Annotated in this window: 21 protein-coding genes and 1 pseudogene; 9 read left to right on the top strand and 13 right to left on the bottom strand. The window is 43.6% G+C overall.

Annotation, left to right across the window (positions count from 1 at the left end):
- Window positions 1-68: 68 nt before the first annotated feature.
- Window positions 69-953 carry a fructosamine kinase family protein gene (locus tag CPG39_RS02180; protein ID WP_096291833.1) on the bottom strand — a complete coding sequence of 295 codons (885 nt, stop codon included), beginning with the start codon at window positions 951-953 and terminating at the stop codon, window positions 69-71.
- Window positions 937-2,373 (bottom strand): argininosuccinate lyase, encoded by a 1,437-nt coding sequence (gene argH / locus CPG39_RS02175; protein ID WP_096291832.1) that lies wholly within the window; start codon window positions 2,371-2,373, stop codon window positions 937-939. The genes CPG39_RS02180 and argH overlap by 17 nt, the downstream gene beginning before the upstream one ends.
- A 241-nt stretch (window positions 2,374-2,614) precedes the next feature.
- Between argH and CPG39_RS02170 the strand changes: the two genes are divergently transcribed.
- On the top strand, window positions 2,615-3,229 hold the full coding sequence (locus CPG39_RS02170) for a hypothetical protein (RefSeq protein ID WP_096291831.1): 615 nt from the start codon (window positions 2,615-2,617) through the stop codon (window positions 3,227-3,229).
- Window positions 3,230-3,301: 72 nt separating this feature from the next.
- On the opposite strand, the gene murA is transcribed toward CPG39_RS02170, so the two are convergent.
- Entirely contained in the window at window positions 3,302-4,555 is a 1,254-nt protein-coding gene (gene murA / locus CPG39_RS02165; protein WP_096291830.1) for a UDP-N-acetylglucosamine 1-carboxyvinyltransferase, read from the bottom strand.
- A gap of 151 nt (window positions 4,556-4,706) precedes the next feature.
- Between murA and CPG39_RS02160 the strand changes: the two genes are divergently transcribed.
- From CPG39_RS02160 to CPG39_RS02140, 5 genes and pseudogenes are all read left to right on the top strand, one after another.
- Window positions 4,707-5,096, top strand: coding sequence for a RidA family protein (locus CPG39_RS02160; protein ID WP_096291829.1), 390 nt, complete (start codon window positions 4,707-4,709; stop codon window positions 5,094-5,096).
- Window positions 5,071-7,140, top strand: a complete 2,070-nt coding sequence (recG, locus tag CPG39_RS02155) for an ATP-dependent DNA helicase RecG (RefSeq protein ID WP_172424067.1) — start codon at window positions 5,071-5,073, stop codon at window positions 7,138-7,140. Before CPG39_RS02160 ends, recG begins: the two co-directional genes overlap by 26 nt.
- Before the next feature lie 139 nt (window positions 7,141-7,279).
- Window positions 7,280-7,915 (top strand): annotated as a pseudogene (locus CPG39_RS02150) (IS5 family transposase).
- 407 nt (window positions 7,916-8,322) lie between these two features.
- Window positions 8,323-8,697: a DUF6746 family protein gene (locus tag CPG39_RS02145; RefSeq protein WP_096291827.1), complete on the top strand. Its 375-nt coding sequence runs from the start codon at window positions 8,323-8,325 to the stop codon at window positions 8,695-8,697.
- A gap of 201 nt (window positions 8,698-8,898) precedes the next feature.
- On the top strand, window positions 8,899-9,099 hold the full coding sequence (locus CPG39_RS02140) for a hypothetical protein (RefSeq protein ID WP_096291826.1): 201 nt from the start codon (window positions 8,899-8,901) through the stop codon (window positions 9,097-9,099).
- A gap of 354 nt (window positions 9,100-9,453) precedes the next feature.
- Here CPG39_RS02140 and CPG39_RS02135 read toward each other — a convergent pair whose 3' ends face one another.
- The 9 genes from CPG39_RS02135 to CPG39_RS02090 form a co-directional block, all read right to left on the bottom strand.
- Entirely contained in the window at window positions 9,454-10,884 is a 1,431-nt protein-coding gene (locus CPG39_RS02135) for a DEAD/DEAH box helicase (RefSeq protein WP_096291825.1), read from the bottom strand.
- A gap of 234 nt (window positions 10,885-11,118) precedes the next feature.
- Window positions 11,119-11,811, bottom strand: coding sequence for a NapC/NirT family cytochrome c (locus CPG39_RS02130; RefSeq protein ID WP_096291824.1), 693 nt, complete (start codon window positions 11,809-11,811; stop codon window positions 11,119-11,121).
- Entirely contained in the window at window positions 11,811-12,533 is a 723-nt protein-coding gene (gene cycA / locus CPG39_RS02125) for a cytochrome c-550 CycA (protein ID WP_096291823.1), read from the bottom strand. Before cycA ends, CPG39_RS02130 begins: the two co-directional genes overlap by 1 nt.
- Window positions 12,534-12,659: 126 nt before the next feature.
- Complete coding sequence (gene haoB, locus CPG39_RS02120) at window positions 12,660-13,691, bottom strand: hydroxylamine oxidation protein HaoB (RefSeq protein ID WP_231990303.1); 1,032 nt, start codon at window positions 13,689-13,691, stop codon at window positions 12,660-12,662.
- Entirely contained in the window at window positions 13,688-15,400 is a 1,713-nt protein-coding gene (locus tag CPG39_RS02115) for a multiheme c-type cytochrome (protein ID WP_096291822.1), read from the bottom strand. Before CPG39_RS02115 ends, haoB begins: the two co-directional genes overlap by 4 nt.
- Window positions 15,401-15,690: 290 nt before the next feature.
- Window positions 15,691-15,954: a 30S ribosomal protein S20 gene (gene rpsT / locus CPG39_RS02110; RefSeq protein ID WP_096291821.1), complete on the bottom strand. Its 264-nt coding sequence runs from the start codon at window positions 15,952-15,954 to the stop codon at window positions 15,691-15,693.
- Between the two features lie 1,017 nt (window positions 15,955-16,971).
- Entirely contained in the window at window positions 16,972-17,433 is a 462-nt protein-coding gene (locus CPG39_RS02100) for a hypothetical protein (RefSeq protein ID WP_096291819.1), read from the bottom strand.
- A 97-nt stretch (window positions 17,434-17,530) separates the two neighbouring features.
- Window positions 17,531-18,121 (bottom strand): HEAT repeat domain-containing protein, encoded by a 591-nt coding sequence (locus CPG39_RS02095; protein WP_172424066.1) that lies wholly within the window; start codon window positions 18,119-18,121, stop codon window positions 17,531-17,533.
- A gap of 90 nt (window positions 18,122-18,211) precedes the next feature.
- Window positions 18,212-18,967: a hypothetical protein gene (locus tag CPG39_RS02090; protein ID WP_096291817.1), complete on the bottom strand. Its 756-nt coding sequence runs from the start codon at window positions 18,965-18,967 to the stop codon at window positions 18,212-18,214.
- A 754-nt stretch (window positions 18,968-19,721) separates the two neighbouring features.
- On the opposite strand from CPG39_RS02090, the gene CPG39_RS02085 reads away from it, so the two are divergent.
- The 3 genes from CPG39_RS02085 to CPG39_RS02075 are packed head-to-tail and all read left to right on the top strand — an operon-like array spanning window position 19,722 to window position 22,887.
- On the top strand, window positions 19,722-21,026 hold the full coding sequence (locus tag CPG39_RS02085; RefSeq protein WP_096291816.1) for an amidohydrolase family protein: 1,305 nt from the start codon (window positions 19,722-19,724) through the stop codon (window positions 21,024-21,026).
- An 8-nt stretch (window positions 21,027-21,034) separates the two neighbouring features.
- On the top strand, window positions 21,035-22,582 hold the full coding sequence (locus CPG39_RS02080) for a fused MFS/spermidine synthase (RefSeq protein ID WP_096291815.1): 1,548 nt from the start codon (window positions 21,035-21,037) through the stop codon (window positions 22,580-22,582).
- 59 nt (window positions 22,583-22,641) lie between these two features.
- The gene (locus CPG39_RS02075) at window positions 22,642-22,887 is read left to right on the top strand and encodes a hypothetical protein (RefSeq protein ID WP_096291814.1); all 246 of its coding nucleotides are present in this window, start codon (window positions 22,642-22,644) and stop codon (window positions 22,885-22,887) included.
- Window positions 22,888-22,972: 85 nt separating this feature from the next.
- Here the strand turns inward: CPG39_RS02075 and recN are convergent, their stop codons facing one another.
- Window positions 22,973-24,652 carry a DNA repair protein RecN gene (gene recN, locus CPG39_RS02070; protein ID WP_096291813.1) on the bottom strand — a complete coding sequence of 560 codons (1,680 nt, stop codon included), beginning with the start codon at window positions 24,650-24,652 and terminating at the stop codon, window positions 22,973-22,975.
- Between the last annotated feature and the right edge of the window lie 9 nt (window positions 24,653-24,661).

Below are 24,661 nucleotides of genomic sequence, written 5' to 3'. Positions count from 1 at the left end.
AATAGTTCATTGGAACAGTAAGATGGTTTTTGTATGTCGTTAGAACGGGTAATGCGATTCTGATTTTATCAGCGAATTTCTGCAAGCAAGTTACTTATCATTTGTTCGGCTTGATAGTAATAGCCGCCGCCAAACAGGTTTAGATGATTAAGAACATGATACAGATTATAAACTACTTTCCTGATATTATAACCGGAATCCAGAGGATAGTCACAGCGGTAAGCAGAATAAAAATCAGCCGGGAACCCACCGAAAAGTTCGGTCATGGCAATATCAGTTTCTCGATCGCCGTAATACACTGCAGGATCAAATAACACCGGCTCTCCGGTCTTATCATAAGCATAATTACCACCCCAGAGATCGCCGTGCAATAATGAAGGTAATGGCGAAGTGTCTGGAAGAAGCTTCTCCAGATTCACCAGTAATTGTTCTCCAAACTCTTGCAGCTTTCCATTAAATCCATTGTTTTTAGCCAGCTCGAGTTGACTGCCTAAACGATGCATGCGCCAGAATTCGACCCAATTTGAGGAGGTTGTGTTGATTTGTGGATTTTTCCCAATGGTATTGTCGCGAATCCAACCAAATTGATTACAAGTCGTACGATGCATAGCAGCAAGTTGTTGACCCAGATCGGATGCTTTGCCGCATTTTCCATTATTGATATCGAGATATTCCAGAATGAGCCATGTTGCATGAGCGTCTTGTCCGGAACAAATCGGTACGGGAACACGCACAGTGCGTGATTGGCAAATTTCCAGGAGACCAGCAGTTTCGGCCTCAAACATGGCCAAATTTCCAGAGGTATTTAATTTGGCAAAGTAACGTTGTTTTCCGTCTGCAATACAATAAGCCTTGTTGATACAACCTCCACCGATGGAATAGGCCTCTTTAACCTCGAAGAAACTATCCGTGGCAACAGAAATTTGTCTGTTGATTTCATGCCATGCTTGCATGTTTTAAATTTTCTGCAGCCAACCACTCTTTGGCTTTTTGAATGGCGGCTTGTACCTGTTCAGGCGCTGTGCCACCGGTGTGCTTTCTGCTCTGCATCGAACCTTCGAGGGTTAGAACAGCAAAAATATCGAATTCGATTCGTGGAGAAAATTTTTGTAGCTCATCAAGTGCCAGATCACTAAGATCACAATCTTTTTGTTCCGCATACTGCACTGTTTTCGCTACAATTTCGTGTGCATCACGAAAAGGAATACCTTTTTTAGTCAAATAATCGGCCAGATCGGTAGCCGTTGCATACCCGTGCAAAGCCGACCGGCGCATCACTTGCTGATTCACTTGCACGCCGGTAAGCATATCGGCGTAAATCCGCAGCGTATCTGTCAAGGTATCGACAGTATCAAAGAGTGGTTCTTTGTCTTCCTGGTTATCCTTGTTATAAGCCAGTGGCTGGGCTTTCATCAATGTCAGCAGTGCTATTAAGTGACCGTTGACACGTCCGGTTTTGCCGCGTACCAGTTCCGGCACATCTGGATTTTTTTTCTGTGGCATGATCGAAGAGCCGGTACAGAATCGATCAGCGAGTTGGATAAAACCGAATGCAGGATTCATCCATAAAATGAATTCTTCCGACATACGAGATAGATGCGTCATGATCAATGCTGCGCAAGCACAAAATTCAATGGCAAAATCCCGATCTGACACCGCATCCAAGGAATTTTGGCAAACGCTCTCAAAACTTAACAATTGCGCCACCCGTTCGCGATTGATCGGATAGCTCGTGCCAGCCAATGCAGCTGCACCCAGTGGTAATTGATTCACACGCTTTCTACAATCATTTAGTCGCTCAGAATCGCGTTTTAGCATCTCAAAATAAGCCATCAGATGATGGCCGAAGGATACAGGCTGAGCGACCTGAAGATGCGTAAATCCAGGCATGATCGTGTGAATATGCTGTTCCGCCAAATTTAACAAGGCAACTTGCATGGCTTTAATCAAACTGGTGATCTCATCAATCGAAGTGCGCAAAAATAACCGAATATCGGTCGCAACCTGATCATTACGTGAGCGACCGGTGTGTAATCGCTTGCCAGCATCGCCGACTAATGTGGTTAAGCGTTTTTCAATATTTAAATGAACGTCCTCGAGTTCTTGCAACCATGTGAATTGATGCAACCGGATTTCATCGCGGATTTGATATAATCCATGCCGTATGGCTGTAAAATCTTCGTTGCTGATAATTCCTTGCTCTGCAAGCATTTGTGCATGAGCTAACGATCCCTGAATATCATATTCAGCGAGACGCTGATCAAAATCAACAGAAGCGGTATAACGTTCCACAAGGGTGGAGACCGGTTCGTTGAAACGCCCGGACCAAGTGTTTTTGTGATTTTCTTTTTTCGCTGCAGAATTATTATCCATTATGTCGCTGAGATTCCCTATTTTCCATATAAAATGCCATGAAGCGTTTATTATAGAGCAAAATACAAGCGAGTTATTTTGACTAATCACGATTCTGTGAATGACATGGTGTTGCAGTTATGATGTAAAAATAGCAAATCATGCGCAAAACCACGAGTTAATTGATACCCGCCACTTTTACTTCCTCCAGGATTAGTGGATAATTTGCATTCCTCGCTACCAATAACACAAGGAGTTATCCATGACAGCTAACAACAAGCAAAACCAGAACCAACAATCGCCAGTTGATAACTTGTTTTCACAATTAAGCGCCAAGTTTGAGTGGCTGGCCAAAGTTCCGACGATGCAACTTCCGGGGAAATACGCAATGATTCTGGTTGGAGTTATCGTCGTTATTTTTGCTTGGAAAATCATTGCCGTCAATAAAGCAGAATCTGACATGGCCAAAAAGCTTGAGCATGAGCGTGTATTGATTACACAGCAAGCCCGTGAATATGCTGATCATCAATATATTAAAGAAGAAGAGCGTTTTGGTCAGATTTTGTCTTGGGCGGTTCGTGGTGAACTGATTCGTAATAATATTGATCAGATAGATCAATACCTTAGTGAAATTGTCAAAATGAAGGATACTGAACGTGTCGTGTTAATAAATGACGATGGAAAATTATTAGTTTCAACGGACAAACGATTAGAGGAAGCTAATGGTACAGAGTTGTTTCCTAGAGAAATTCTAAATTTGCAGAAAATTACTGTAAGATCGGATGTGGATGGCAAAAAGATATTGGTTGTTCCTGTGATGGGATTGAACAAGAAAATTGCAACGGTTATCGTTAGCTACAAACAACAGAAACTTTAATGTGAATTGATTATCGGATAGTTTGCTTTTTTATTCTTAATTACAAAGCCTTTGCGATTGCAAAGGCTTTTTTTATTGAGCGCGTCGGATCTGCGCACCCAGGGTCGATAATTTTCCTTCAATATTTTCATAACCCCGATCCAAATGATAGATACGATCGATTACAGTCTCTCCTTGTGCCACTAAGCCAGCAATCACAAGACTTGCTGAGGCGCGTAAATCGGTCGCCATGACATGAGCACCATCGAGCTGGGGAACACCATGGACAATGGCTGTATTACCTTCAACTTCAATATTCGCATTCATGCGTATTAATTCTTGCACATGCATTAAACGGTTTTCAAAAATTGTTTCTGTGACGATGGCTGTTCCAGAAGCAACACAATTCAATGACATAAACTGTGCTTGCATATCGGTTGGAAAAGCTGGATAAGGAGCGGTACGTACATTGATTGATTTCGGTCTGGTGTGCATTTTTAAACGAATCCAATTTTCATTGGAATCAATATGAGCACCTGCCTCGGTAAGTTTATCCAAGATTGCATCGAGTAAATGGGGGTCTGTTTCTCTTAAGAGAATTTCACCGCCGACAGCTGTAGCTGCGACCAAAAAAGTTCCGGTTTCTATTCGGTCAGGCATAACCGTGTGTTCAGCACCATACAATGATGGCACACCTTCAATGGTAATGATATCAGTACCTGCACCATGAATTTTTGCACCCATGGCAATAAGGCAATTGGCCAGATCTACCACTTCAGGTTCACGGGCAGCGTTTTCAAGTATTGTTGTACCTTCCGCCAAGGTTGCAGCCATCATCAGGTTTTCTGTTCCAGTTACAGTAATGATGTCAAATACAATGCGTGCTCCATGCAGCTTCTTCGCTCTAGCGTGAATATAACCGTGTTTGATATGAATCTCGGCACCCATTACCTGCAGTCCTTTGATATGCTGATCAACGGGTCGTAAGCCGATCGCACACCCACCAGGTAAGGAAATATTAGCCTCTCCCGCTCGAGCCAGCAACGGCCCCAGTATCAGAATGGCTGCACGCATGGTTTTAACCATTTCATAAGGAGCGACAAGATGAGTTAATGTAGAAGCTGATAGCGATATTTCCGGAATATTGGTTGCAGTGACATTAATTCCCATCTGTGTGAGCAAGGATAGCATGGTGGTAATATCCTGAAGCACCGGTACATTTTTTATTTTTATAAACTCCTCGGTTAGAAGCGCGGCACATAAAACGGGCAACGCAGCATTTTTGGCTCCCGAAATGGTAATTTCACCGTGTAGTGGCACACCACCTTGGATAATCAGTTTTTGCATAGTGTAAAAAATTTAAATGAATTTTAGTGATGCTCTGGTGCGGTTGAAATGGATCAAAGTTCGTTGCATCATAACGCAATAGCACGATAAAGGTTTTGTAATAGTGTCAACTATATCAAAAATATTGAATCAATTTTTATAAGGAGAAAGAATGACTAAGCAAATAATCCACACCGTGGATGCACCACAAGCCATCGGCACCTACTCTCAAGCAATCCGGGTGAACGGCGGTAATACTGTTTATCTATCGGGTCAGATCGGTTTGGATCCAGCCAGTATGCAAATGGTAGATGGGATTGGAGCTCAAATCCAGCAAGTTTTCTCAAATCTGAAAGCGGTGGCAAAAGCGGGGGGCGGTAGTTTGAACGATATTGTGAAATTGAATATTTTTCTGATCGATCTCGACAATTTTGCATTAGTCAACGAAATCATGGCCACTCATTTTGCACAACCTTACCCCGCGCGTGCGGCAATTGGTGTCAAGGCTTTGCCGCGTGGCGCCTTGGTTGAAATGGATGGGATCATGGTATTGCAGGAATAAAACATTGCCTGTCAATGTCGGCGTGCAAGAGAAATTATCCCGCTTGGGTATTTACAATGGATTAGATCTGATTTTGCATCTGCCAATCCGTTATGAAGATGAAACGCATTTGTTCCCGATCGGTGATGCACCACAAGGGCACACAGTACAAATTGAGGGTGTAATTATTTATAATGAAGTGGTTATTCGCCCTAGACGGCAATTGATTTGCCGGATTGAAGACAGCAGCGGCATTCTGGTTATGCGCTTTGTGAATTTCTACAGTAGTCAGATTAAAACCTATGCGGTGGGTAAGCGTGTACGATTATTGGGCGAAATTCGTAATGGTTTTTTTGGTGCCGAAATGGTACATCCGAAATGTCGTATTGTACGCGTAGGAGAATCTCTGGCGCATTCGATGACGCCGATATATCCCACCACTGCCGGTTTGATGCAAAAGACTCTGGCAAAAATAATCAAACAAGGATTGCATAATGCACAAATGGTGCAGGCACTGATTGAAACAGTGCCTGACAAAATCATCAGAAAATATCGGTTGAAAGGTTTTGAGGAGAGTGTGATGTGCTTGCATCATCCCTCTCCCGAAGAATCGATTGAAGCCCTGCAAACACGTACGCATCCAGCATGGCGGCGTATCAAGTTCGATGAATTGCTGGCGCAGCAGTTATCGATGCGCTTGCATTACCGGCAACGGAGAAGCCACACTGCGCCAGTGCTGGAGCAAAAAAATATACTAGCGAAACAATTACTAGCGCAGCTTGGTTTTGAGCTGACCTCTGCACAACTCAAAGTATATGCGGAAATCGGCCGTGATTTGACAGTCGCTTACCCAATGCAACGCTTACTACAAGGCGATGTGGGCAGCGGAAAAACCATTGTAGCCGCGCTGGCTGCACTACAGGCAATTGAGAATGGTTTTCAGGCAGCCATCATGGCGCCGACTGAAATTCTTGCTGAACAGCATTTCATGAAATTATCTGCTTGGCTTGAACCACTGGGAGTACATGTTGCATGGCTATCCGGGGGGATGAGAAAAAAACAAAAACAAGCCGAGATGGATAAAATCGAATCGGGTGTAGCACAACTTGTTGTAGGTACGCATGCTTTGTTTCAGTATCAGGTAGTATTTCACCAGCTCGGCCTGGCGATTATTGACGAACAACACCGCTTTGGCGTGCATCAGCGTTTGGCGCTACGCATGAAAGGCGCGCAATCCGATCTGATGCCGCATCAATTGATGATGAGCGCTACGCCAATTCCAAGGACGTTATCGATGAGCTATTTCGCTGATCTGGATGTGTCAATTATCGATCAATTGCCACCCGGCAGGTCGCCTGTAATCACTAAATTAATTGCTGATCGACGTCGTGATGAGATCATTGCGCGTATACATTTAGCTTGTCAACAGGATAGGCAAGTATATTGGGTTTGTCCGCTCATTGAAGAATCAGAAGCGTTGCAATTGCAGGCCGCAATGGAAACCTATCAGCATCTGAGGAAAATATTTCCGGAATTGAATGTGGGTCTGATACATGGACGCTTGTCACCGCAGGAAAAAGCTGAAATTATGCTGCTGTTCAAGGAAGGAAAAATTCAATTATTGGTAGCGACAACCGTGATAGAGGTGGGGGTGGATGTACCGAATGCTTCGTTAATGGTGATTGAAAATGCCGAACGAATGGGATTATCCCAATTGCACCAGCTACGTGGCCGTGTAGGGCGCGGATCGGATGCGAGTATTTGTATTTTGCTGTTCCAGCAACCCTTATCAGAAATTGCTCGCAAACGGCTCAGAATCATTTTTGAACATACTGATGGTTTTGAAATTGCCCACCAAGATATGCAATTGAGAGGTCCCGGAGAATTTCTTGGTGCACGTCAGAGTGGCATGCCTATGTTGCGTTTCGCTGATTTAGAGCAAGATGGTGAGTTACTGGAGGCTGCACTAGATTCTGCCAATGAAATGCTGAATAATTACCCGGAATTGGCACAGCAGCATATCTCGCGCTGGCTGGGTGACAAGACCGAGTATTTACGCGTGTAAGAAAATGAGTTTTGAGTTTATTAAACCTTTAATATGTAAGAATCATTAGGTTCTGTTGACATTTTGAGACTAGTATTTAATCAACAGAAACAAACTCGTAATATTGAGGTTCCTATACCATCAATAAAACGAGTATGCGATGCCCCGATTGATGCTCAGTGATGAGTCCTGGTCGAAGCTGGAGAAGATTGTGCTTCAAGAAGCTATTTATAACAAGCACAATTTGCACCATGACAAATGGGTAAGGATTTTCAAGGCGCTGACCATTGATCCTGATTAGGAGTGGGAATTTATTGATGGCACTACGTTAAGGCATACCAGCATAGTACAGGTTCTGCTGATAAGAAGCCACAAGCCATTGGTAAAAGCCGCGTAGGCAAATACCACAAAGATTCATCGGGTGGTTGATAGTTATGACTCGCCAGTTGAGTTTGAAATCACCGGTGGAGAAATCAATGATTGTTCTGCAGCACACGGTTTGATCGCCAAGTTACCTGACGTGGAAGCGATTGTTGCGGATAAGGGTTATGACAGTGAGTGCATACGGGAGCAGATAGTAAAGAAGGGGGCTTGAGCTGTGATACCGAGAAAGTACAACTCGGTTAAGGGTAGCGCACACATGGATTGGGGTTTATACAAATATCGGCATTGGGTGGAAAACACCTTTGCCCGGCTAAAACAGTATCGAGCAGTGGCAATACGATACGATAAGCTGAAAAGAAATTTTGAGAGCATGGTTGCCAGGGCGTGTGGATATCTATGGCTACCTATGTGAAATGTCAACAGACCCTAATAAAAATCACACTATACTTTCTACAAAGAACTAAAGGTTGCGACTGTAGATGCTGTTACAAAATTACATAAGCGGACATCAAAAACTATACAATAGCGATGTACCAGCAGATAAGGAAAGTTTATCCAGGCAGGTAAATATTAGAAGCCGCCGATTATTACAGTTTATTGATTTACAAGGTGATGTAAGCAACTTTCCTGGAGAGAATCTAATTGCTACAAATAATAATCATTATTATATACTAATGGTAATGTGGTTAAAGTCACTGTCTTCTGGAAATATACAAACGCAGGGCTTTCAGGACATTTGTTGTATCTATCATAGTTCACTTTTTCAACCATCAATAAATTGAATTAAATCACTAGAAAGATTATTTAAGAGAGTTAAATATGAAAAGACCGGTATTTTTAACAGCAAGCATACTTATTTTAGGCTTCTCGACATTTGCGTCGGCAAGCGAACGACCAGATCATTTTAAGGGTAAGTCAGCGAATACGCTGAAAGAAGCAGTAATTAACTTTTCTGAACATAATGCTAAATTAGAAGAAATTCTAACCAAAGAAAATTTGACTCCAGAAGAATTATATAATGTGCATCAACTAACCTACACTTTAGAAAAAGCACTAAAAAAAATTAATGAAGAATTCGTAGAGCTCGCAGAAACACTAGAAAAAGTACATGTGGCTTCAGAAACTGCGGATGCCGAAACAGCAAAGAATCAGGGTCTTCGTTACTTAGAAACTGCTCGTCAAGTAATAAAATGAACAACCCCGCTGCTTGTGGCGGGGTTGTTCATCGCCATATTGCGCGAGAAGTTTATTACATTCTGAAAAAACGCAACAATCTTATCAATAGTATCCAAATTGCTGCCTGACATTTAGAAGGGTATCCACGGCAGTCAGTACACCAGCGTTGAGTTTGGCAAACAATGCGAGGAAATAAAGGGTTGCCTCTCCACGAGCAGTGTGGGCGATGCTTATGACAATGCGATGGCTGAGAGTTTTTTTACCAGCTTGGAATGTGAACTGATCGACAGACGTGCATGGAAAAACAAAACTGAAGCAAGACTGTGGCTATATTCATCTGGACCGGGTCCTGGTATAACCCAACTCGTAGGCATTCTGGGTTGGGGTATTTATCACCTAACAATTTTGAAAGAAAATTGAAGCAGAAAAATCAAATCACGATAAACTGCAATCCCCTTTCACAGGTCGAGACTTTCTCGGCTCAATGAAAAACTGTCCATCAAAATGGGACAACTCCAACCGTCGAAAATGCTTTATTACATCTTAAAAAGGGTCGGAGTATTGCCGCAAGATACTCCCAGAAACACCGCTTCTTTCCTCGCTGCTGTATAGATCAAATGTATCTCTTTTTGAGCAAATGTCTCGTGATACACTAGGGTCTGTTGACATTTCAAAAATAGATATTCAGAAACAGTCGGTTATAATTATTGGGGTGAATCACAAGTTGCTGATGTAGCAGGTGTTTTTATAAAATATCAACAGACCCTAGCTAGTTTATTTTTGTTTGCTGGTTACGGGAGGAATAAACAGAGCGGGTAATGTTTTACTAGGATATTGCTTATGAATAATTTGCTTTTTGGACTTATCAATTCCTACTTGAATTGATATCAAGTCAGAATGTTTCGATATATAAGGTTGTGAAAACAACGGGTCTTCCATTTTCTCAATCCTTTTTGACCTCTTCGATAGAGGCTCTCTCTTAAAGGAAAAAGCTCTCGATTTTTTTTGTTCCTCAATTGTATTTGTTTTATTTGAAAGCTCAGTTTGCTGGCTCTTTAATCCAAAATTACTTTCCTCTACTTGAATCTTAATCCCTAATAATCTTTCTATACCACCCAATAGGATAGCCTCTTCTCTGCTAACAAAAGAAATTGCAAATCCTTTCGCTCCCGCACGCCCTGTTCTCCCAATGCGATGTACGTAATCTTCAGGATTATTAGGTAGCTCAAAATTAATCACATGAGTTAATTCTTCAATATCAAGACCACGTGCTGCAACATCAGTCGCAACAAGGATTCGGATTAAACCACATTTAAAATTATCCAAAGCTTGGGTTCGTTGCAGTTGATTTCTATCGCCATGTATTACAGAACTCAGGATCTCCCGACTATTTAGTTTTTGTGCCAGATGATCTGCTCCATGTTTAGTACGTGTAAAAATCAATACTTGCTGCAAGTTTTTTTTCTTGATCATATCGATTAGAAATTCTTGCTTACCCTTTGATTCTACATAATAAACTATGTGTGAAATCAAATCACTAACTGAGTTTTGCTTGGCCACTTCAATCAATATCGGATTCTTCAAAATTTTTCCTGCAAGTTTCTTGATCTCTTCTGAGAAGGTTGCGGAAAACATTAAATTCTGTCGTTGATCGGGTAACATCTGAATGATTTGCTTTATATCTGGCAAAAACCCCATATCCAGCATTCGATCGGCTTCATCAAGAATTAATATTTCAATTTTTGAAAGTATCAAATTTTTTTGTTGAAGATGATCCAATAAACGTCCTGGCGTTGCTACCAGGATTTCTACACCAGAACGTATAGCGGCAATCTGCACATCGATATTTACACCACCATAAATTACAGCTGATTTTAGTGCCACATATTTTCCATACGTTCTAACGCTCTCGTAAACTTGCATCGCAAGCTCTCTGGTCGGCACTAAAATCAATGCGCGTGTTGGATGTTTTGCAGGTGATGTACTACTATTCGCATGACTCTCTAATTTTTGCAACATAGGAAGAGTAAAACCCGCTGTTTTACCTGTACCCGTCTGAGCTCCGCCCATGACGTCAAAACCTTTCAGGATTATAGGTATAGCCTGCTGTTGAATTGGGGTGGGATTTGTATACCCTTGTTCCGATATGGCTCGCAACAAATCAGTTGATAAGCCGAGTTGTTCGAATGAGATATTACTACTCATATATTACAAAAATTACCTCTTTAATTTTATTTAACGATAAAGCACTTCGCTATAAGGAGGGGAAGAATCAAATCTAGTAATTAAACCCTGAAGATCTTAATACAATTATTAAATCAAGTGCAAATCCACAATTTAGTTTTCAAAAACACAAAAAGAATCTGCACGGAATATATGCAGATTCTTTGTTAAGATCGCTCTATTAACTTTATTGAAGTTCATTAAGCACGAAGAGAATTATTCGTCATCCTCATCATCCTCATCTTCATCAACTTCTTCGCTTGCGGTTACATCACCAGCACTGTCCTCTTCTTCATCGTCCTCATCTTCTTCTTCGTCATCCTCATCTTCTTCGTCCTCGTCCGGCTTCAATACCATCTTGCCCGCAGCCAAACTTGCATTCAGATCCGTCATCGGTACTTCCTCATGCACCAAATTCTGATGACAGTCTATACACGTCGCTCCTTCCGTCTTCATCTTCTTGTGCGCTTCCTGTGCATCCGCCCCAGGCGGATTCGGATCCCTATGACAGTCACGGCAGGTAACACTGTCCCATTTCTTCAAGTTCATCCGTGCATCATGCGCCATAATCAGCCGACGCTCATTAAACTTCTCCAACGTCGAATAATCATTAACCAATTCCAAATAAAGCTCTCTCGCACCATCCACCGCATGCGTATATAACGCTAAATGAAAATTCTTGAATCCTTGCGGTATATGACAGTCCTTACAACCGGGATTGACTCCTAATGCCCCATAATGTGTCGATTCTTTGAGTTCCGTCTGCGTATAAGTCATCGAGTGGCAGCTGGTACAGAACTCTTCGGTAGATAGCGCCGCTTCTCCTCCAAATACCACCGCTACCAGCAATATCCCCAATAACCCGCCTGTCAGTAGTGTCCCTATCGCACCTTTCTGTAAGCCGCTCATCAGTCTTTTCCTTTTTTATCTTTTTTATCTGCCACTTTCTCTTTGGCATTCGCTTGGAATTCATCATGAAACTTGAATTTGGGTTCCCCTACGAATGTACCATCAAGCTTGTAATGCTCATGCATCGCTTTGACATCCTTCACCATCTTGTCAAAATCAAATGTATATTTCGCATCAACTTCCGGAGTGAATGGTGTATACGGAGCTTTCGCACCTTTCCACGGTGAACCTTCGTAGTTTAAATGGCAAGCACTGCAAGCTTCTTCAAAATGAAAATCTTGACCTTTGTCTGCCAATACCTTGCGTTGCATGGTAGTCCCTTTGCTTTCAAAGGCCTGCCCTCCCTTACGGTGATCTCCTCGATAGCTCTTCCCAGGACCATGACAGGATTCACAACCAACTGCCGCTAGCGGCTTCTTCGGTGCTTCTACCGTATAGCCACCTTTCTTGCCCCATCCATCAACATGACAACCTACACAGTCCTTGTCTTGCGTGTAGTCTTTATCCGGATCCAGCTTCGCTTTTATCTTGGCTTCCTTGCGTGTGCCCGGCTTTAACGATTCCATCGCTTTGGCATGTGCCGTGTCATTCCATGATTTGGCTTGCGATTTGTGGCACGAACTACATTTCGTGCGACCTTCAAAATCCGCCGCCAACACCGTGCCCGAGAAAAATGCAGCCATCGCCAATATGGCCAATATATAGGTTATCGGGTATTTCATCTCTCCTCCTTTATACTTTTTTAATTCAAATTTGATGGGTTCGTATTGTACGCTATCATCGTTTTGTGTAAATGATTATGTGCCCACTTTGAGGGTTTTATATCGCTCAAGGTCATTTTTCTGTTCTTAAGGTAGCTTATATACCCAATAACCCCCTTGTTGGTAGATCAGTTGCGCCAAATCCAGTTCCGTCGGCGCGGTCTTATCAACAAATGGCAGCATTCTTGCCAACAATGTTTGACTGCTTTCTTCATCGCTCAGAAAAAATACTCTGATCTCATTGTCTGAAACCGATTGCAACGTATAGGTGTCAAAATTATTTTCCTTAACTTGTACTTTCATTTGATTGATCATGCCATGCATGTTTCCCGTCATCGGAAAATTCTGATAGGCAACACCTATACTTTCAGGGTACATGAGCCCCAGTTTATAGAGATCAGTCACGTGTACAATCAGATAGGTCTCACGATCGGAACCAATCAGTTGCCGCAGTTGCTTAATGCCGTCTTCCGCCGGTGCCGCCAATGCCTGACTAAAGTGTTTAAATCGATCCAATTCCGCCGAGTTCGCATTGCTTTGCCAGAATTGTTTTTCATAGGCCTGAATCTCTTTGCTGTGCTCCAGCCAAGGAGCCGGTATCATGAGGGGTTCGTTCAGGTGATGGGTAAAAAATGTGTCGTGCCCTGTAAGCAGTTTGATTTGCCGCGAGGTATCCCACCAGGATAGTATCAGCGCATCTTTCGGGGCGTACTTCCTGATCGCTTCAGCCAGAATAGTAAGCTCCGATGGCTTTCTGTCAAAATTGTAAAGCACTTCATTGGTGCTATTCTTCCAATAGATCAGTACCGGCGCCCCATCATTCTGCCTCGCAACAATGAATTCAGCGATCGGCTTGCCTACCCCGTCAGCTTGTACTTTGTATTGACCAAGCTTTAAATCCGGCCAACCTGTCAGATCTATTTTACCAAACTTGCTGCTGTCGCCTTCTTCTACCAATTGATATTGATAGGGAGCCGGTATCGGCTTAAACCAAAGATACACAAACCAGCCCAATAAAAGTAATCCTCCAGCCACCAGAAAAATTCCTAATGACGGGAGGAGCCTGTCTCCTGACCGCACCACCTGGGTGGTGCGGTCTGTCGTATCAGCGCCTATCAAGCTTCACTTTGCTTACGTTTACGCCAACCCGCCAAGGCCAGTGTCCCGGCCAGCAGCATGCCGCCACCTAAACCACCCAGCGAGATCTTCTCAGCTGTGCCATCCAGATCAAGTAAACTGGTACGTTTCGATTCAAGATTCTTCACCCGTTCCTGCAGCGCAATCATCTCGCGAATACGAGTATTTTCGTCTTGAATTTCAACATACGCGCGGTTAATCGGACCCCAACCTTCCGTATAGGTCCATCCACCCGGATTTACGTGCGCCAAACCTACATGCATCTTAGCCAGGTCATTTTCGTGCATTTCCAGTACTTTCAGCTCAATCGCCGCAGGACTGTTACCTTTCGACCAGAACAACTGTGCAAAGTATGCATAGCCTTCTTTCTCCGGTGCCGGTGGGGCAGGACGATTAGTTTTTTGACCTGTCAATAAGCCTTCCTTATACAGTGTATGCACAATTTCATTAGCTTCCTGATACTTAGCCAATCCTTCCAGCGTGCCTTTGTCCATCAATTCTAAATATGAACGTGCAAAACGCTCCGAGTGACATTTGGTACAGGTAACCACCCACGAGTCTAAACGCGCTTCCGACCATTCGCTATTAATATTTTCCGCTATTCCCGGAACAAACGGATAGTTCGCCCAGCGAATCTTCCTTACCATGTTATGGCTATACTCGCCTTCGTATTCCATGTGACATCCCGCACAGGTCGGTGCATTTTGACCACCTAGTTCATAGGCATCTTTCAACTGTACTTCCCAGTTCCATTTGTCTCCCAGCATCGATACCATCTTGCCGTGCTTGGACATGGAGTAAGCTTCCCAGTTGTTGTGATCCACACCACTATGGCAAGTGGCACACGCTTCCGGCTTACGCGATTCCGCAGCTGAAAATTCATGGCGCGTATGGCATGAGTCACATTTGTTCTGATTCGTATGACACATCGAACAACCTTCAGCTACTTCGCGTTGCGGCATCGCTGCCCAAACAGTGGTTTCTACGTTGGCTTTATAATCCAATGCGTGCGATGGGCGTCCATCAGGCCATTGGCCGTGCGGCCAAATCATCGTGTCTCTTTCCGATTCCCGCTCCACAAATTCCGCCAAGTGGCATTTACCACATACATCCGCTGTCGGCATAATAATGTCTTTGGTGTGATCCGCTTTCTTTTTCGCATTAACATCCACGTGACAGTCAATACACCCCACTTCCTTCAGGTTCTCGCCTTCCGCCAGCTTACCCAAAGAGCGCAAATTCTTCTCTACGTCTTCCAGCTTGGCTTTCTTGTAGTAAGTCGGATCTTCCGGTTTCAAATTACGTACTTTGTCTAAATTCGCATGCGTGCTGCGCTTCCATGCTTGCACCCATACCGGCGATTCGTCCGTATGACATTCCACACATTCCTTCCGGCTCGCTATCTCTTTATTCGAGGTCGGCGATTTGTAAAATGTCGCAGGATCCAAATATATTCCATATGGTATCGGTTCCCAGTATTGCGCCAATGTTCCCCGACCCGCTCCTTGCTCAGGATCCTTGTAGCGCTTCACCACCGCTTCGTATACTTCCTTCGGTGTCGCTTTCTCACGATCCAGCTTCAATGCTTCATACAATTCGTCCGGAACACTCAGTATGTTCGCATGCGCCGTTCCTATCAGCATAGCTCCTAACAGCCCCGCTATTACCCCAGCCCATCGCTTGGCTTTCATCTCTCTCTCCTTTGGTTTTCCATAATTTCTTTCCCTTTCCTTATCTTCCCGGCCTCTCATAAGACCCCCTTCCCTTCAGCATAAAACCCCACCATCCGTCCACCTTCAACAGATAGCATCCTCCCCTAGACTACTTAGTCATCCTTGTACTGTTAAATCTTTAATCTTAAACACTATATATCAACACACCAGTCTAATTGTTTACGTTTACTCAACTATAAACCAAGTTTATTTTTGCTTTTATGCTTTTAATTTACTTTTTTATAAAAAAGTAAATTTCATTCTACCTGCTAATTCATCATCTTAATTGCAAAAGATAATCGACTTTTATAACGCGCGGCCTTATTTTTGTGAATAATGCCTTTTCCGGTAATTGAATCAATTGTACTTATAGAATTGTTAAACGCATTTTGAGCCACATCCTTATCCCCCGACCCTATCGCTTTTCTTACATATTTAATCGCAGTACGCAATTCAGATCGTAAACTGACATTGTATTCTCTACGTTTGACAGCTTGCCTTGCACGCTTTCTCGCTTGTGCGCTATTAGCCATAAATCCTTAGCTCCTTTAAAGAAAAAAGGTTTAGATACTACTTTCTTTTTTTTTTTATTGCAACTCACAATTTCTTTTATTTACTCCCAATATCGGATATGGGTGGTTTACAATAAAACCTTGCAGGGAATTCAGAATTACGTTGCTTATTCCTGATAACATCTCCGCCTTCTTTGACACATACCATAATTGACATATCCAAATTAGGAAAATATTCGTTAGACCCAGGTTGTGCCGAAGTCGGTGGCACTTTCTCTCTTATTTTGCCGCATAACTCAGGCTCATTTAACTTCGGTGCATCATCCTGCATCGCGGGTAATGGACAAAGATTACATGGATCACCCGGACATAAGCACCCGGCACAGCTAGCAAGCGTTATCGATGAAAAAAAACTTAATCCAAAAATGCAAATAAAAATCACACCAATTTTTAATACTGAAAGCATAATTATCCTTATTTCTTTTTAATACTAGTATGTTATATTCATAAATTAATTCAAATAAAACAAGGATTTTATCAGAATTAAAATAACTGAATGATCGATCTGGGAAAATATAAAGGGCGCTAGACAAGCAGGCACAATTTATTAGTGTAGCAAGATGTTAACAAGCGGTAAATCAAACAACTATCTGCAAAAATTCCTAGCATTGCTTAAATTACTGCCAGCAAAACCAGCGATAGCACATTCTTTTTAAATTGCTCTGAATAAAACCTTCGCTTTCCTGATTTTTTCATTCCTCACTTCGCAAATTAGCTTTCCAACTACTTCAACAAAATATCCGCTTTTATTGAAACACAACAGGATGATCTCGTTCTGATAAAAGTCAATTCGATTCAGGATTACTGAATTCTCGGTATGCTTTTTAGAATGCGGGGTACAAGTTTGAGTATGCGAATAGGGTCCGAGCATTATCGTTTATTTCGATTGTAACCACGAGATTGGGCGCCTGCGATACAAAAGCCAAATAATGCTCTCGCCCCAAGTATCTGCAACAATTGGATTGAGCCGAATAAGCCTTACTGCTGCTGTCTTGATACTACACTGGTGCCCGTATGCACTCCGGTTGATGTTTTACAATGAAGTGCTGCATCATAGCTATCCGTCCCTGCGGCTGTATGCATAACGAATAAACTGTATACACCGGATCCTTGCGTAATTTTAACCAAAGGGCTGTATGTGGTATTACTATCCGTAGTATCCACGCTGAATTGTGCGCACGCGTTGGTAGTGCAACTAGTTCCTTTATACGCCAGAATACTGACTTTAGATGTGCTCGCTGTCATATCCTTGACTTGTGCTTCAAGATAGGATGGTGTGCCGTTACCATCGTCAAAGCAGGTAACTTGATAAAAATCAACAGCTGCGGCCAAGCCGGTGGTAAAACTACCTGTCTGGTTATGCGCTGAAACTGTATTGGCGTAGATTGCCATCAATACCAGAATTGGAACAAGCATTCCCTTTACATTTGAGAATTGCATTATAAACTCCCTTAAAAAAATTATTTTTCCACTCATTTTGATCTGAACGATCATCAGATATAGCTTTTCACACTACCGCTATACCCAAAGCGCTTTATTAAATACCATTATCCTGCGTCTGATTGCTTGTGGACAAAGCTTCCAGTTTCATGGTCGCCAGATCTTTGATGGCTTGCGCTTCATCTTCGTCTTCAACCACTTGTTTCAGCAATGCCACGCTTCTTTCATCGTCGCCCAAACTATCCAATGCCATCAACCGTACTGAAAACTCAGTATCTTGCAACGCTTGCTCAAGCACCACGAATAAATCGCCGCACCCTTGTTGCGCAAAAGCATACACTGCCTGTCCTCTGACTTGCGGATCGGAATCCTGGATCGCGGTTTGCAGGATTTTTTGTACGACTTCAGAATCAATCAAGCCTTTTACCGCCAATTGCGACAATGCGTTTACTCGCTGCGCCGGATCATTCGATGCGGCAAGATTAACAATCGCTTCGGTAAAATCAGCGTCAGGCTTCAATGCGTTGCCATGCTCTTCCATGCAATAAATCTGAATGGCATTCAGGCTGGAAACTGAGTTCACTGTGGCTGCATCTGCAAGCACATAATTGGAAAATCCAGTAGCTGCCATAAAAAAAATAACGAACGGTATGCCAATCCCGTTCTTATGGTTTGTCAATTTCAACACTATGACCCCCTTAAAAATTAGGAGATGAACAAGAGCTCCCACACCGCCCATCTCCTCTTTCAACAAAAAGCTAATAAATGACGAAATTTCTTATGGTTTCGGCCAGATCTGAACACCCTTCTGGTTTTTAATCGGCATGTCACGGTTGATTTGTGCTGCGGATGGAATTAGATCAACTGTGTCACCTGTCGCTGAGCAACTTCCAGGAAGGGGATTTTTAGCCAAGTCACGTGTTACCGTATAAGTGGCTGGAGAATCGAAACCGTGCAAGCCAGGACCGTCATAATCCGATCCTACCGCCGGCGTCCATAAGTTAAGTTTGCCTTCAGCAAAGCCTGCAATCGTCGTTGGCTTACAAATATCCGCAATGGCCAGAACAATTTTCACGCTTGAAGCACAGGAGGTCGGTTCAAACAAAACTGCGCCAGCTCTGAATTTAAGGTAGCTCGCGTAGTGGTCCGGCATTTTGCCATCCTTGACATAAAACCCTACGACATTGCCGTTATCATCGGTCTTTTCATCTTCAGCCTTGAAAACACTGGGATCCAGTACTTTCTGAAACAAATTACCCCAATTTGTAACATGTGCATCAATAGTATCGGTTGAAACTGTGCCATTGACTTTAACGATTGAGTCAACACCGTCAGGAAAAACCACGGAACTTTTAGTTGTGAAAGTACCATCCCCACAGCCATGCCCAATGACCACATTGTTTGTTATTCTAACGCCTTCAACTCCTACAGGAATTTCCAGACGAGTATGCGATAATACGTTTTGTGAGAGACCCAACAGCAAAGCTGTCGCTAAAGCAGTATGGGTAAAACGCTTGAATTGTTTTGTTAACATGTTACAAAGACCCCTTTTTAACTTATTAATAGAATGATTTATATTTCTCTTACTAAAGTTGCCTTTTGAGGTGGATCTCAAAGGGCAACTGAAAACCATTCTTTTCCTATATCCCTGAAAAATATTACTATTTTAAGAAAAGAACTTATTTCAGGGTGCGATAATATTTTCTCTATCCGATAAAAGCAATGTGGCAAATTGTCGCACCTTGCCACCTTTCAAAAAAAACCCCGCAGCACGCTGCGGGGTACTAATTGCGCTTAATTATCCACTGATTGTTTGTCTTCTCATTCCTCACGGCAAGAAAAAAAACTTTCAAAGATACAAGCGCTCGCACCACAAGAGGTTTTTCAACGAGACATCATTTAAAAAAATCACCAGGAGATAGATGGCAATTTCTTCAGGAACCGATAATAGGGATCACACGATGGAAAAACAATGTGACAAATTGCCGCAGGCAATTATTACATTGCCATGGTGTTTCTTACAGACATATATAAATCATTACCAAACAAACCATTAGAATAAATTAATCAATAATATTTCAGTTCATTATTTACATGGATGCGACAATTTGTCGCATTATCAGTATCGATTTTTTTACTTACAATTCCAAATAATCAATCTAGGTCGATAGAAATTACCGGCTCTCTACAAAGATTAATTACAACCCCATTCTTGTTAAGCACGCTGCAAGATCACTACAGCTCCACTGAAGAGTTTAGGTCTATAAGAACAATTACTTAAGGCAGATATGGAAACAAAAATAGATCAATTCAGAACCACAGCACAACTCACCCTTCTGGCTCTGGCGCTCACCTTTGGCCTGAATGCTTTAGCTCAAAGTGATTCAACGGCCCCATCTGCAAGCAATCATTGCTATATGCTAAGTGCCGAGCGCGTTTTCGACGGCTTCGAATTGCATGAAAATGCAGCCGTTCTGATCAAAGGCAATCAAATTGTTCAAGTCGGAGATGCAAACCAATTAAAGGGATTGTGCAGTAGAAAAATAAAATTGGGCGATGCAACCATTCTGCCGGGGTTTATTGAAACCCATGCACATATTACATTTCAGAATATTCCCAGCAATAAGGTATTAAAGCATGGCATAACTACTGTCCGGGATACCGGCGGACCGCTGCTAAAACCAATGGGAGGAAACGGCAATTTACGCATTTTGAGTGCGGGTCCGATCATTCAGGCGGTCAATGGTTATCCATTAAATATCTTTAGCCATCATAACGCAAATTCCCCTGTTCATGACAAATACAGCGCCATTGGTGTAGCTGTTGCCACCGCTGAAGAAGCGGAAAAAGTTGTAACGGATCTAGTCGCAGGCGGCTCGACAGTAATCAAAATTTCATTGGAGCCCGGGGGTGAGGCGGGCACACCTTGGATGTCTAGTCACGGGCATGGAGAGATTCCACAAACCCCATGGCCATTGCTTTCTTTGGATATTATCAAGGCGATAGTAACTAAGGCACACGCATTGAACCGGAAAGTGGCTGCGCATGTCAGCGAAAATACCGGTGTTGAACTGGCGCTGGACGGCGGTGTCGATGAATGGGCGCATATCCCTTGTGCGGAAATTCGTGACGACCTGTTACACCGTGCAGTAGAACAAAACGTAACCTTTGTAACCACGGTGGACACCCTGTCCGGCTGTACTGGCATTCATGCCAATGCACATAAGCTTGCACACATCATATCCCACAACACAACGACGAAGTCAAAATTTATCTATGGATCTGAAATTGGTCACGACAATGTGCCTTGGGGTATTAACGCTGAAGAAATGGTGTTGATGTTGAATTTAACCAGTCCGGACGGCATTGACTTTGAAGATGTGTTACGAATATTCAGGTCGGCAACTTCCGAGGCTGGAAAACATTTGAATAATCCTTTGCTAGGTACATTAATGAAACAAGCTCCGGCAGATATTATTGCCGTCCGCGGCAACCCGTTTCAACGATTTAAATTACTGGAATATCCCGATTTGGTCATTTCCGGCGGCCGTATCATCGTCAACGACTTTAATAAAAACAAGGTAAGACACTAAAAACAACTATGAATCCTTCATCTTCAATTCTTCTTGGCAAAACCTGGCTTTATTGCACTGTATTTCTGACCGGGGCGGCCGTCATGGTTATAGAGCTTCTGGGCACGCGGCTGATTGCACCGTTCTACGGCGCCAGCCTTTATGTATGGACCTCACTCATCGCAGTTACACTGATTGCATTGGCAATCGGCTACTATCTGGGAGGAATCTGGGCTGACCGGGCACGATCGGGATTATCCCTCATCATCGCAACTGCAGGATTATTAACGCTCATCATTCCCTGGCTGACAGGACCGGTTTTGCTGGCTACGGACCCGCTTGGCCTACGTCTGGGCAGCTTCATCAGTACACTGATTTTATTCTCACCCAGCTTGATCATGCTGGGTATGGTCGGACCTTTTGCGGTTAAATTGTCTACTTCCGCATTGGCCAACGTAGGCGCCAGCACGGGATCGATTTATGCGGTCAGCACCGTCGGCAGCGTGATTGGTACATTATTTCTCGGTTTTTACTTATTTCCTCTGATCGGCTCCCGAGAAATTTTTATGGGTTTGGGAGTAGCACTATTGATACTGGCAATGGCCGTAGCATGGATTGAGCGAAAATACTTGAAGAAATCCATTACGGCCATGATACCGACAGCTCTGTTGACGGTTATAGGATTGAGCTTATATCCACCCATCATCAGTTCCGGACACGCGGAATACACCGATGCCTTCCAAACCCGATTTGAACGCGAAAGCCTATATGGCTGGGTCCGTGTCATTGACAAACCCAAGGAGAATATCCGCTTGCTTACTGCAGATGCTTCCACCATCGGCGCAGCCAGTATCAGTCATGGAGAAAACCTCCTCACCTATCAGAAAATTGTGACACAAATCCCTCATCTTGCACCTAATATTGCGAAAGCCTTATTAATTGGTCAAGGTGCCGGACATATGGTTGCGACTCTGAACAAAGCGGCAATTGTAACGGATACGCTGGAAATTGATCCGGCTGTGGCCGAAGCGGCCAGTGAACACTTCGACTTTATGCCAACAGGACGCAGAATCATCGGCGATGCGCGCTATGAAATTCGCCAGCTCAAAGGTCCTTATGACTTGATCATTCTGGATGTTTTCACGGGTGGCACCGAACCCACGCACCTATTGACGGTTGAAGCACTCACCCAATTGCACAACCTGCTTTCAGAACATGGAATTCTTGCGTTGAATTTTGTCTCGTTTCTGGATCAAGGTAAGAATCCGGCACTGGCTTCTGTTGCAAGAACATTGGCACAGGTCTTTCCACATCAGCACGTTTTCATTTCGGATCCAGGCGCCGATTTCAATGATTTCATCTTTCTCGCCACGAACCATGCCATCGATTTGAACCATGATTCACTGCCATTTTCCACTCGTATCTGGCTAAAGCAGAGACTATTGGATATCGATGCAACGCATGGAACCATTCTGACTGATAACCACAGTAACCTAGAACTGTTGCAAATCCGCAAATCCGAGCTCTATCGGCGCATGATCGTTGACTCAATCGGTACCCATCACTTTATCCGCTAGTCAGATGAGGTAAAAAATACCGGATAACCCAATCAATCTATCAAAAATGGAAACAACCCATGCTTAGCTTAAAAGAAATATCAGACGAACTCGGAGGTGTCAGCCGCAACCATGCACTAAAATTGCTGACTGATTGTGGAATTCGCCACAAGACACTCCTTTCACGGAATGGAAAGAAAATTTACTACGACATAACCCGGGAACAGATACAAAACGGAGCACTTAAAGAAAAAGATCTCAAGAAAATTGCTATCCAGCAAAATATCGCCTTACTGATGCTGGAAACGGCCTTGAATCGTCACTGAGCTTTTTTTCCAAAAATCAGAGCGACATGAATTGAATATAACTTGCTCATGTCATTGACATGTGTTGACTGACTGAGTTAGTAAACTAATCGCAAGCACTGTTTTGCAGCATCTCTACCGCATGCTGCCGCGTGGTTTCCGTGATATTGACGCCGCCGAGCATACGGGCAATTTCTTCAATACGTTCCAGCGGGCTGAGAAGCGCAATTTTACTCACCACTTGCATATTTCTCTCGTGTTGATTAATGCACTTCATCACTTGCAGGTGTTGATCCCCGGTCGCAGCAACCTGCGGCAGATGCGTAATGCACAGAACTTGCCGGTCTTTTCCAAGCTTTTTTAATAAAAGACCGACAATCTCCGCGACTTGTCCACCGATTCCGACATCAACCTCGTCAAAGATGAGTGTAGGGACAGCACCCACTTTGCTGGTAATCACCTGGATTGCCAAACTGATGCGCGACAATTCGCCCCCTGAAGCCACCTTTACCAAAGGCCGCAGCGGCAAACCCTGATGCGCAGCCACCTGAAATTCAATCTGCTCCAGACCATTGGCATTGCCTGTTTCCAATGGCGTCAATGACACTGAAAATTCACCTCCAGTCATCGCAATCGTTTGCATTGCCGCAGTCACCTGTAACGACAAATCTTTACCGGCTTTTTTCCGTACCTGACTTAGCATCTCGGCTTGACTAAGATAGTCAGTCAACGCCATGGCTTCGAGTGCTTGCAAATGGCTGATATCCGAGTCCGAACCCAGGGATTCCAACAGGCCGGTAGTCGTATCGAGCAAATGCGGCAATTCTTCCGGCGTTATGCGAAACTTTCTCGCCGCCGCATGAATCTCGGATATTCGTTGTTCGATTCGTTGCAGCCATTGGGGATCCAGATCCAGACTCTGGCGATAATGTTTCAACTCGTAAATCCCCTCCTGCAGCTGGATTTGCGCGGAATCAAGCAAATCGGTAATGGATTTGAGTTGCTGATCGAACTCCAATAAATCCTGCAATTGATTTTTTGCAGCATTGAGTTGCATCAACGCGGCATTTTCGTTCTCGGATAAGGTATCAATACTTGTATCCGCCGCAGCAAGCAAAGCAGCCACATGAGATAACCGGCGATGATCGGCTTGCAAGGTTTGCCATTCCTCTAACGTAAAATTTAACGCTGCCAATTCCTGCAATTGCCACTCGAGCTGCTCGCGCTTGTCCTGAGATTCCGCAGTGCGGTGCTGCATGGCTACCCTTTGCTGATGACAATCCTGCCAATGTCGATACTTCAGCTTAACCGCTTGTACCAAATCATCCCTGCCTGCAAAAGCATCGAGCAACTCACATTGTACATTTTTCTGCATGAGGGATTGATGCGCATGCTGACTGTGAATGGCTACCAGATATTCCCCCACAGTACGTAATTGCTGAAGTGTAGCCGCATGTCCGTTAATATAACTGCGCGAACGACCGCTGGTTTCTATGATACGACGCATTAGACAGTTATCGACATCACCCTGTAGGTCACTGTCATTCAACCAGCGTAATAGCTCGGGCAAATGACTGATATCAAATGCCACATTGATTTCAGCACGTTCACAACCCAGTCTTATCTGACTAGCATCGCCGCGCTCACCCAAGGCCAGCGCCAGCGCATCAATCAGAATCGATTTTCCTGCACCCGTTTCTCCAGTCAGAACTGTAAAGCCGGACATGAAATCAAGCTCAATCCGCTCCACAATGACAAAATCTTTTATACTCAGGTGCCTTAGCATGAAAGGATA

Origin of the sequence: Nitrosomonas ureae (assembly GCF_900206265.1) — a bacterium.
Taxonomy (GTDB): domain Bacteria; phylum Pseudomonadota; class Gammaproteobacteria; order Burkholderiales; family Nitrosomonadaceae; genus Nitrosomonas; species Nitrosomonas ureae_C.
This window is presented reverse-complemented; position numbering and strand designations above follow the sequence as displayed.

Bases quoted from the DNA above. Each gene is read 5' to 3' on its own strand.
- CPG39_RS02180 (WP_096291833.1), bottom strand. From the start codon at position 953: ATGCAAGCATGGCATGAAATCAACAGACAAATTTCTGTTGCCACGGAT.
- argH (WP_096291832.1), bottom strand. From the start codon at position 2,373: ATGGATAATAATTCTGCAGCGAAAAAAGAAAATCACAAAAACACTTGG.
- CPG39_RS02170 (WP_096291831.1), top strand. From the start codon at position 2,615: ATGACAGCTAACAACAAGCAAAACCAGAACCAACAATCGCCAGTTGAT.
- murA (WP_096291830.1), bottom strand. From the start codon at position 4,555: ATGCAAAAACTGATTATCCAAGGTGGTGTGCCACTACACGGTGAAATT.
- CPG39_RS02160 (WP_096291829.1), top strand. From the start codon at position 4,707: ATGACTAAGCAAATAATCCACACCGTGGATGCACCACAAGCCATCGGC.
- recG (WP_172424067.1), top strand. From the start codon at position 5,071: ATGGGATCATGGTATTGCAGGAATAAAACATTGCCTGTCAATGTCGGC.
- CPG39_RS02145 (WP_096291827.1), top strand. From the start codon at position 8,323: ATGAAAAGACCGGTATTTTTAACAGCAAGCATACTTATTTTAGGCTTC.
- CPG39_RS02135 (WP_096291825.1), bottom strand. From the start codon at position 10,884: ATGAGTAGTAATATCTCATTCGAACAACTCGGCTTATCAACTGATTTG.
- CPG39_RS02130 (WP_096291824.1), bottom strand. From the start codon at position 11,811: ATGAGCGGCTTACAGAAAGGTGCGATAGGGACACTACTGACAGGCGGG.
- cycA (WP_096291823.1), bottom strand. From the start codon at position 12,533: ATGAAATACCCGATAACCTATATATTGGCCATATTGGCGATGGCTGCA.
- CPG39_RS02115 (WP_096291822.1), bottom strand. From the start codon at position 15,400: ATGAAAGCCAAGCGATGGGCTGGGGTAATAGCGGGGCTGTTAGGAGCT.
- rpsT (WP_096291821.1), bottom strand. From the start codon at position 15,954: ATGGCTAATAGCGCACAAGCGAGAAAGCGTGCAAGGCAAGCTGTCAAA.
- CPG39_RS02100 (WP_096291819.1), bottom strand. From the start codon at position 17,433: ATGCAATTCTCAAATGTAAAGGGAATGCTTGTTCCAATTCTGGTATTG.
- CPG39_RS02090 (WP_096291817.1), bottom strand. From the start codon at position 18,967: ATGTTAACAAAACAATTCAAGCGTTTTACCCATACTGCTTTAGCGACA.
- CPG39_RS02085 (WP_096291816.1), top strand. From the start codon at position 19,722: ATGGAAACAAAAATAGATCAATTCAGAACCACAGCACAACTCACCCTT.
- CPG39_RS02080 (WP_096291815.1), top strand. From the start codon at position 21,035: ATGAATCCTTCATCTTCAATTCTTCTTGGCAAAACCTGGCTTTATTGC.
- CPG39_RS02075 (WP_096291814.1), top strand. From the start codon at position 22,642: ATGCTTAGCTTAAAAGAAATATCAGACGAACTCGGAGGTGTCAGCCGC.
- recN (WP_096291813.1), bottom strand. From the start codon at position 24,652: ATGCTAAGGCACCTGAGTATAAAAGATTTTGTCATTGTGGAGCGGATT.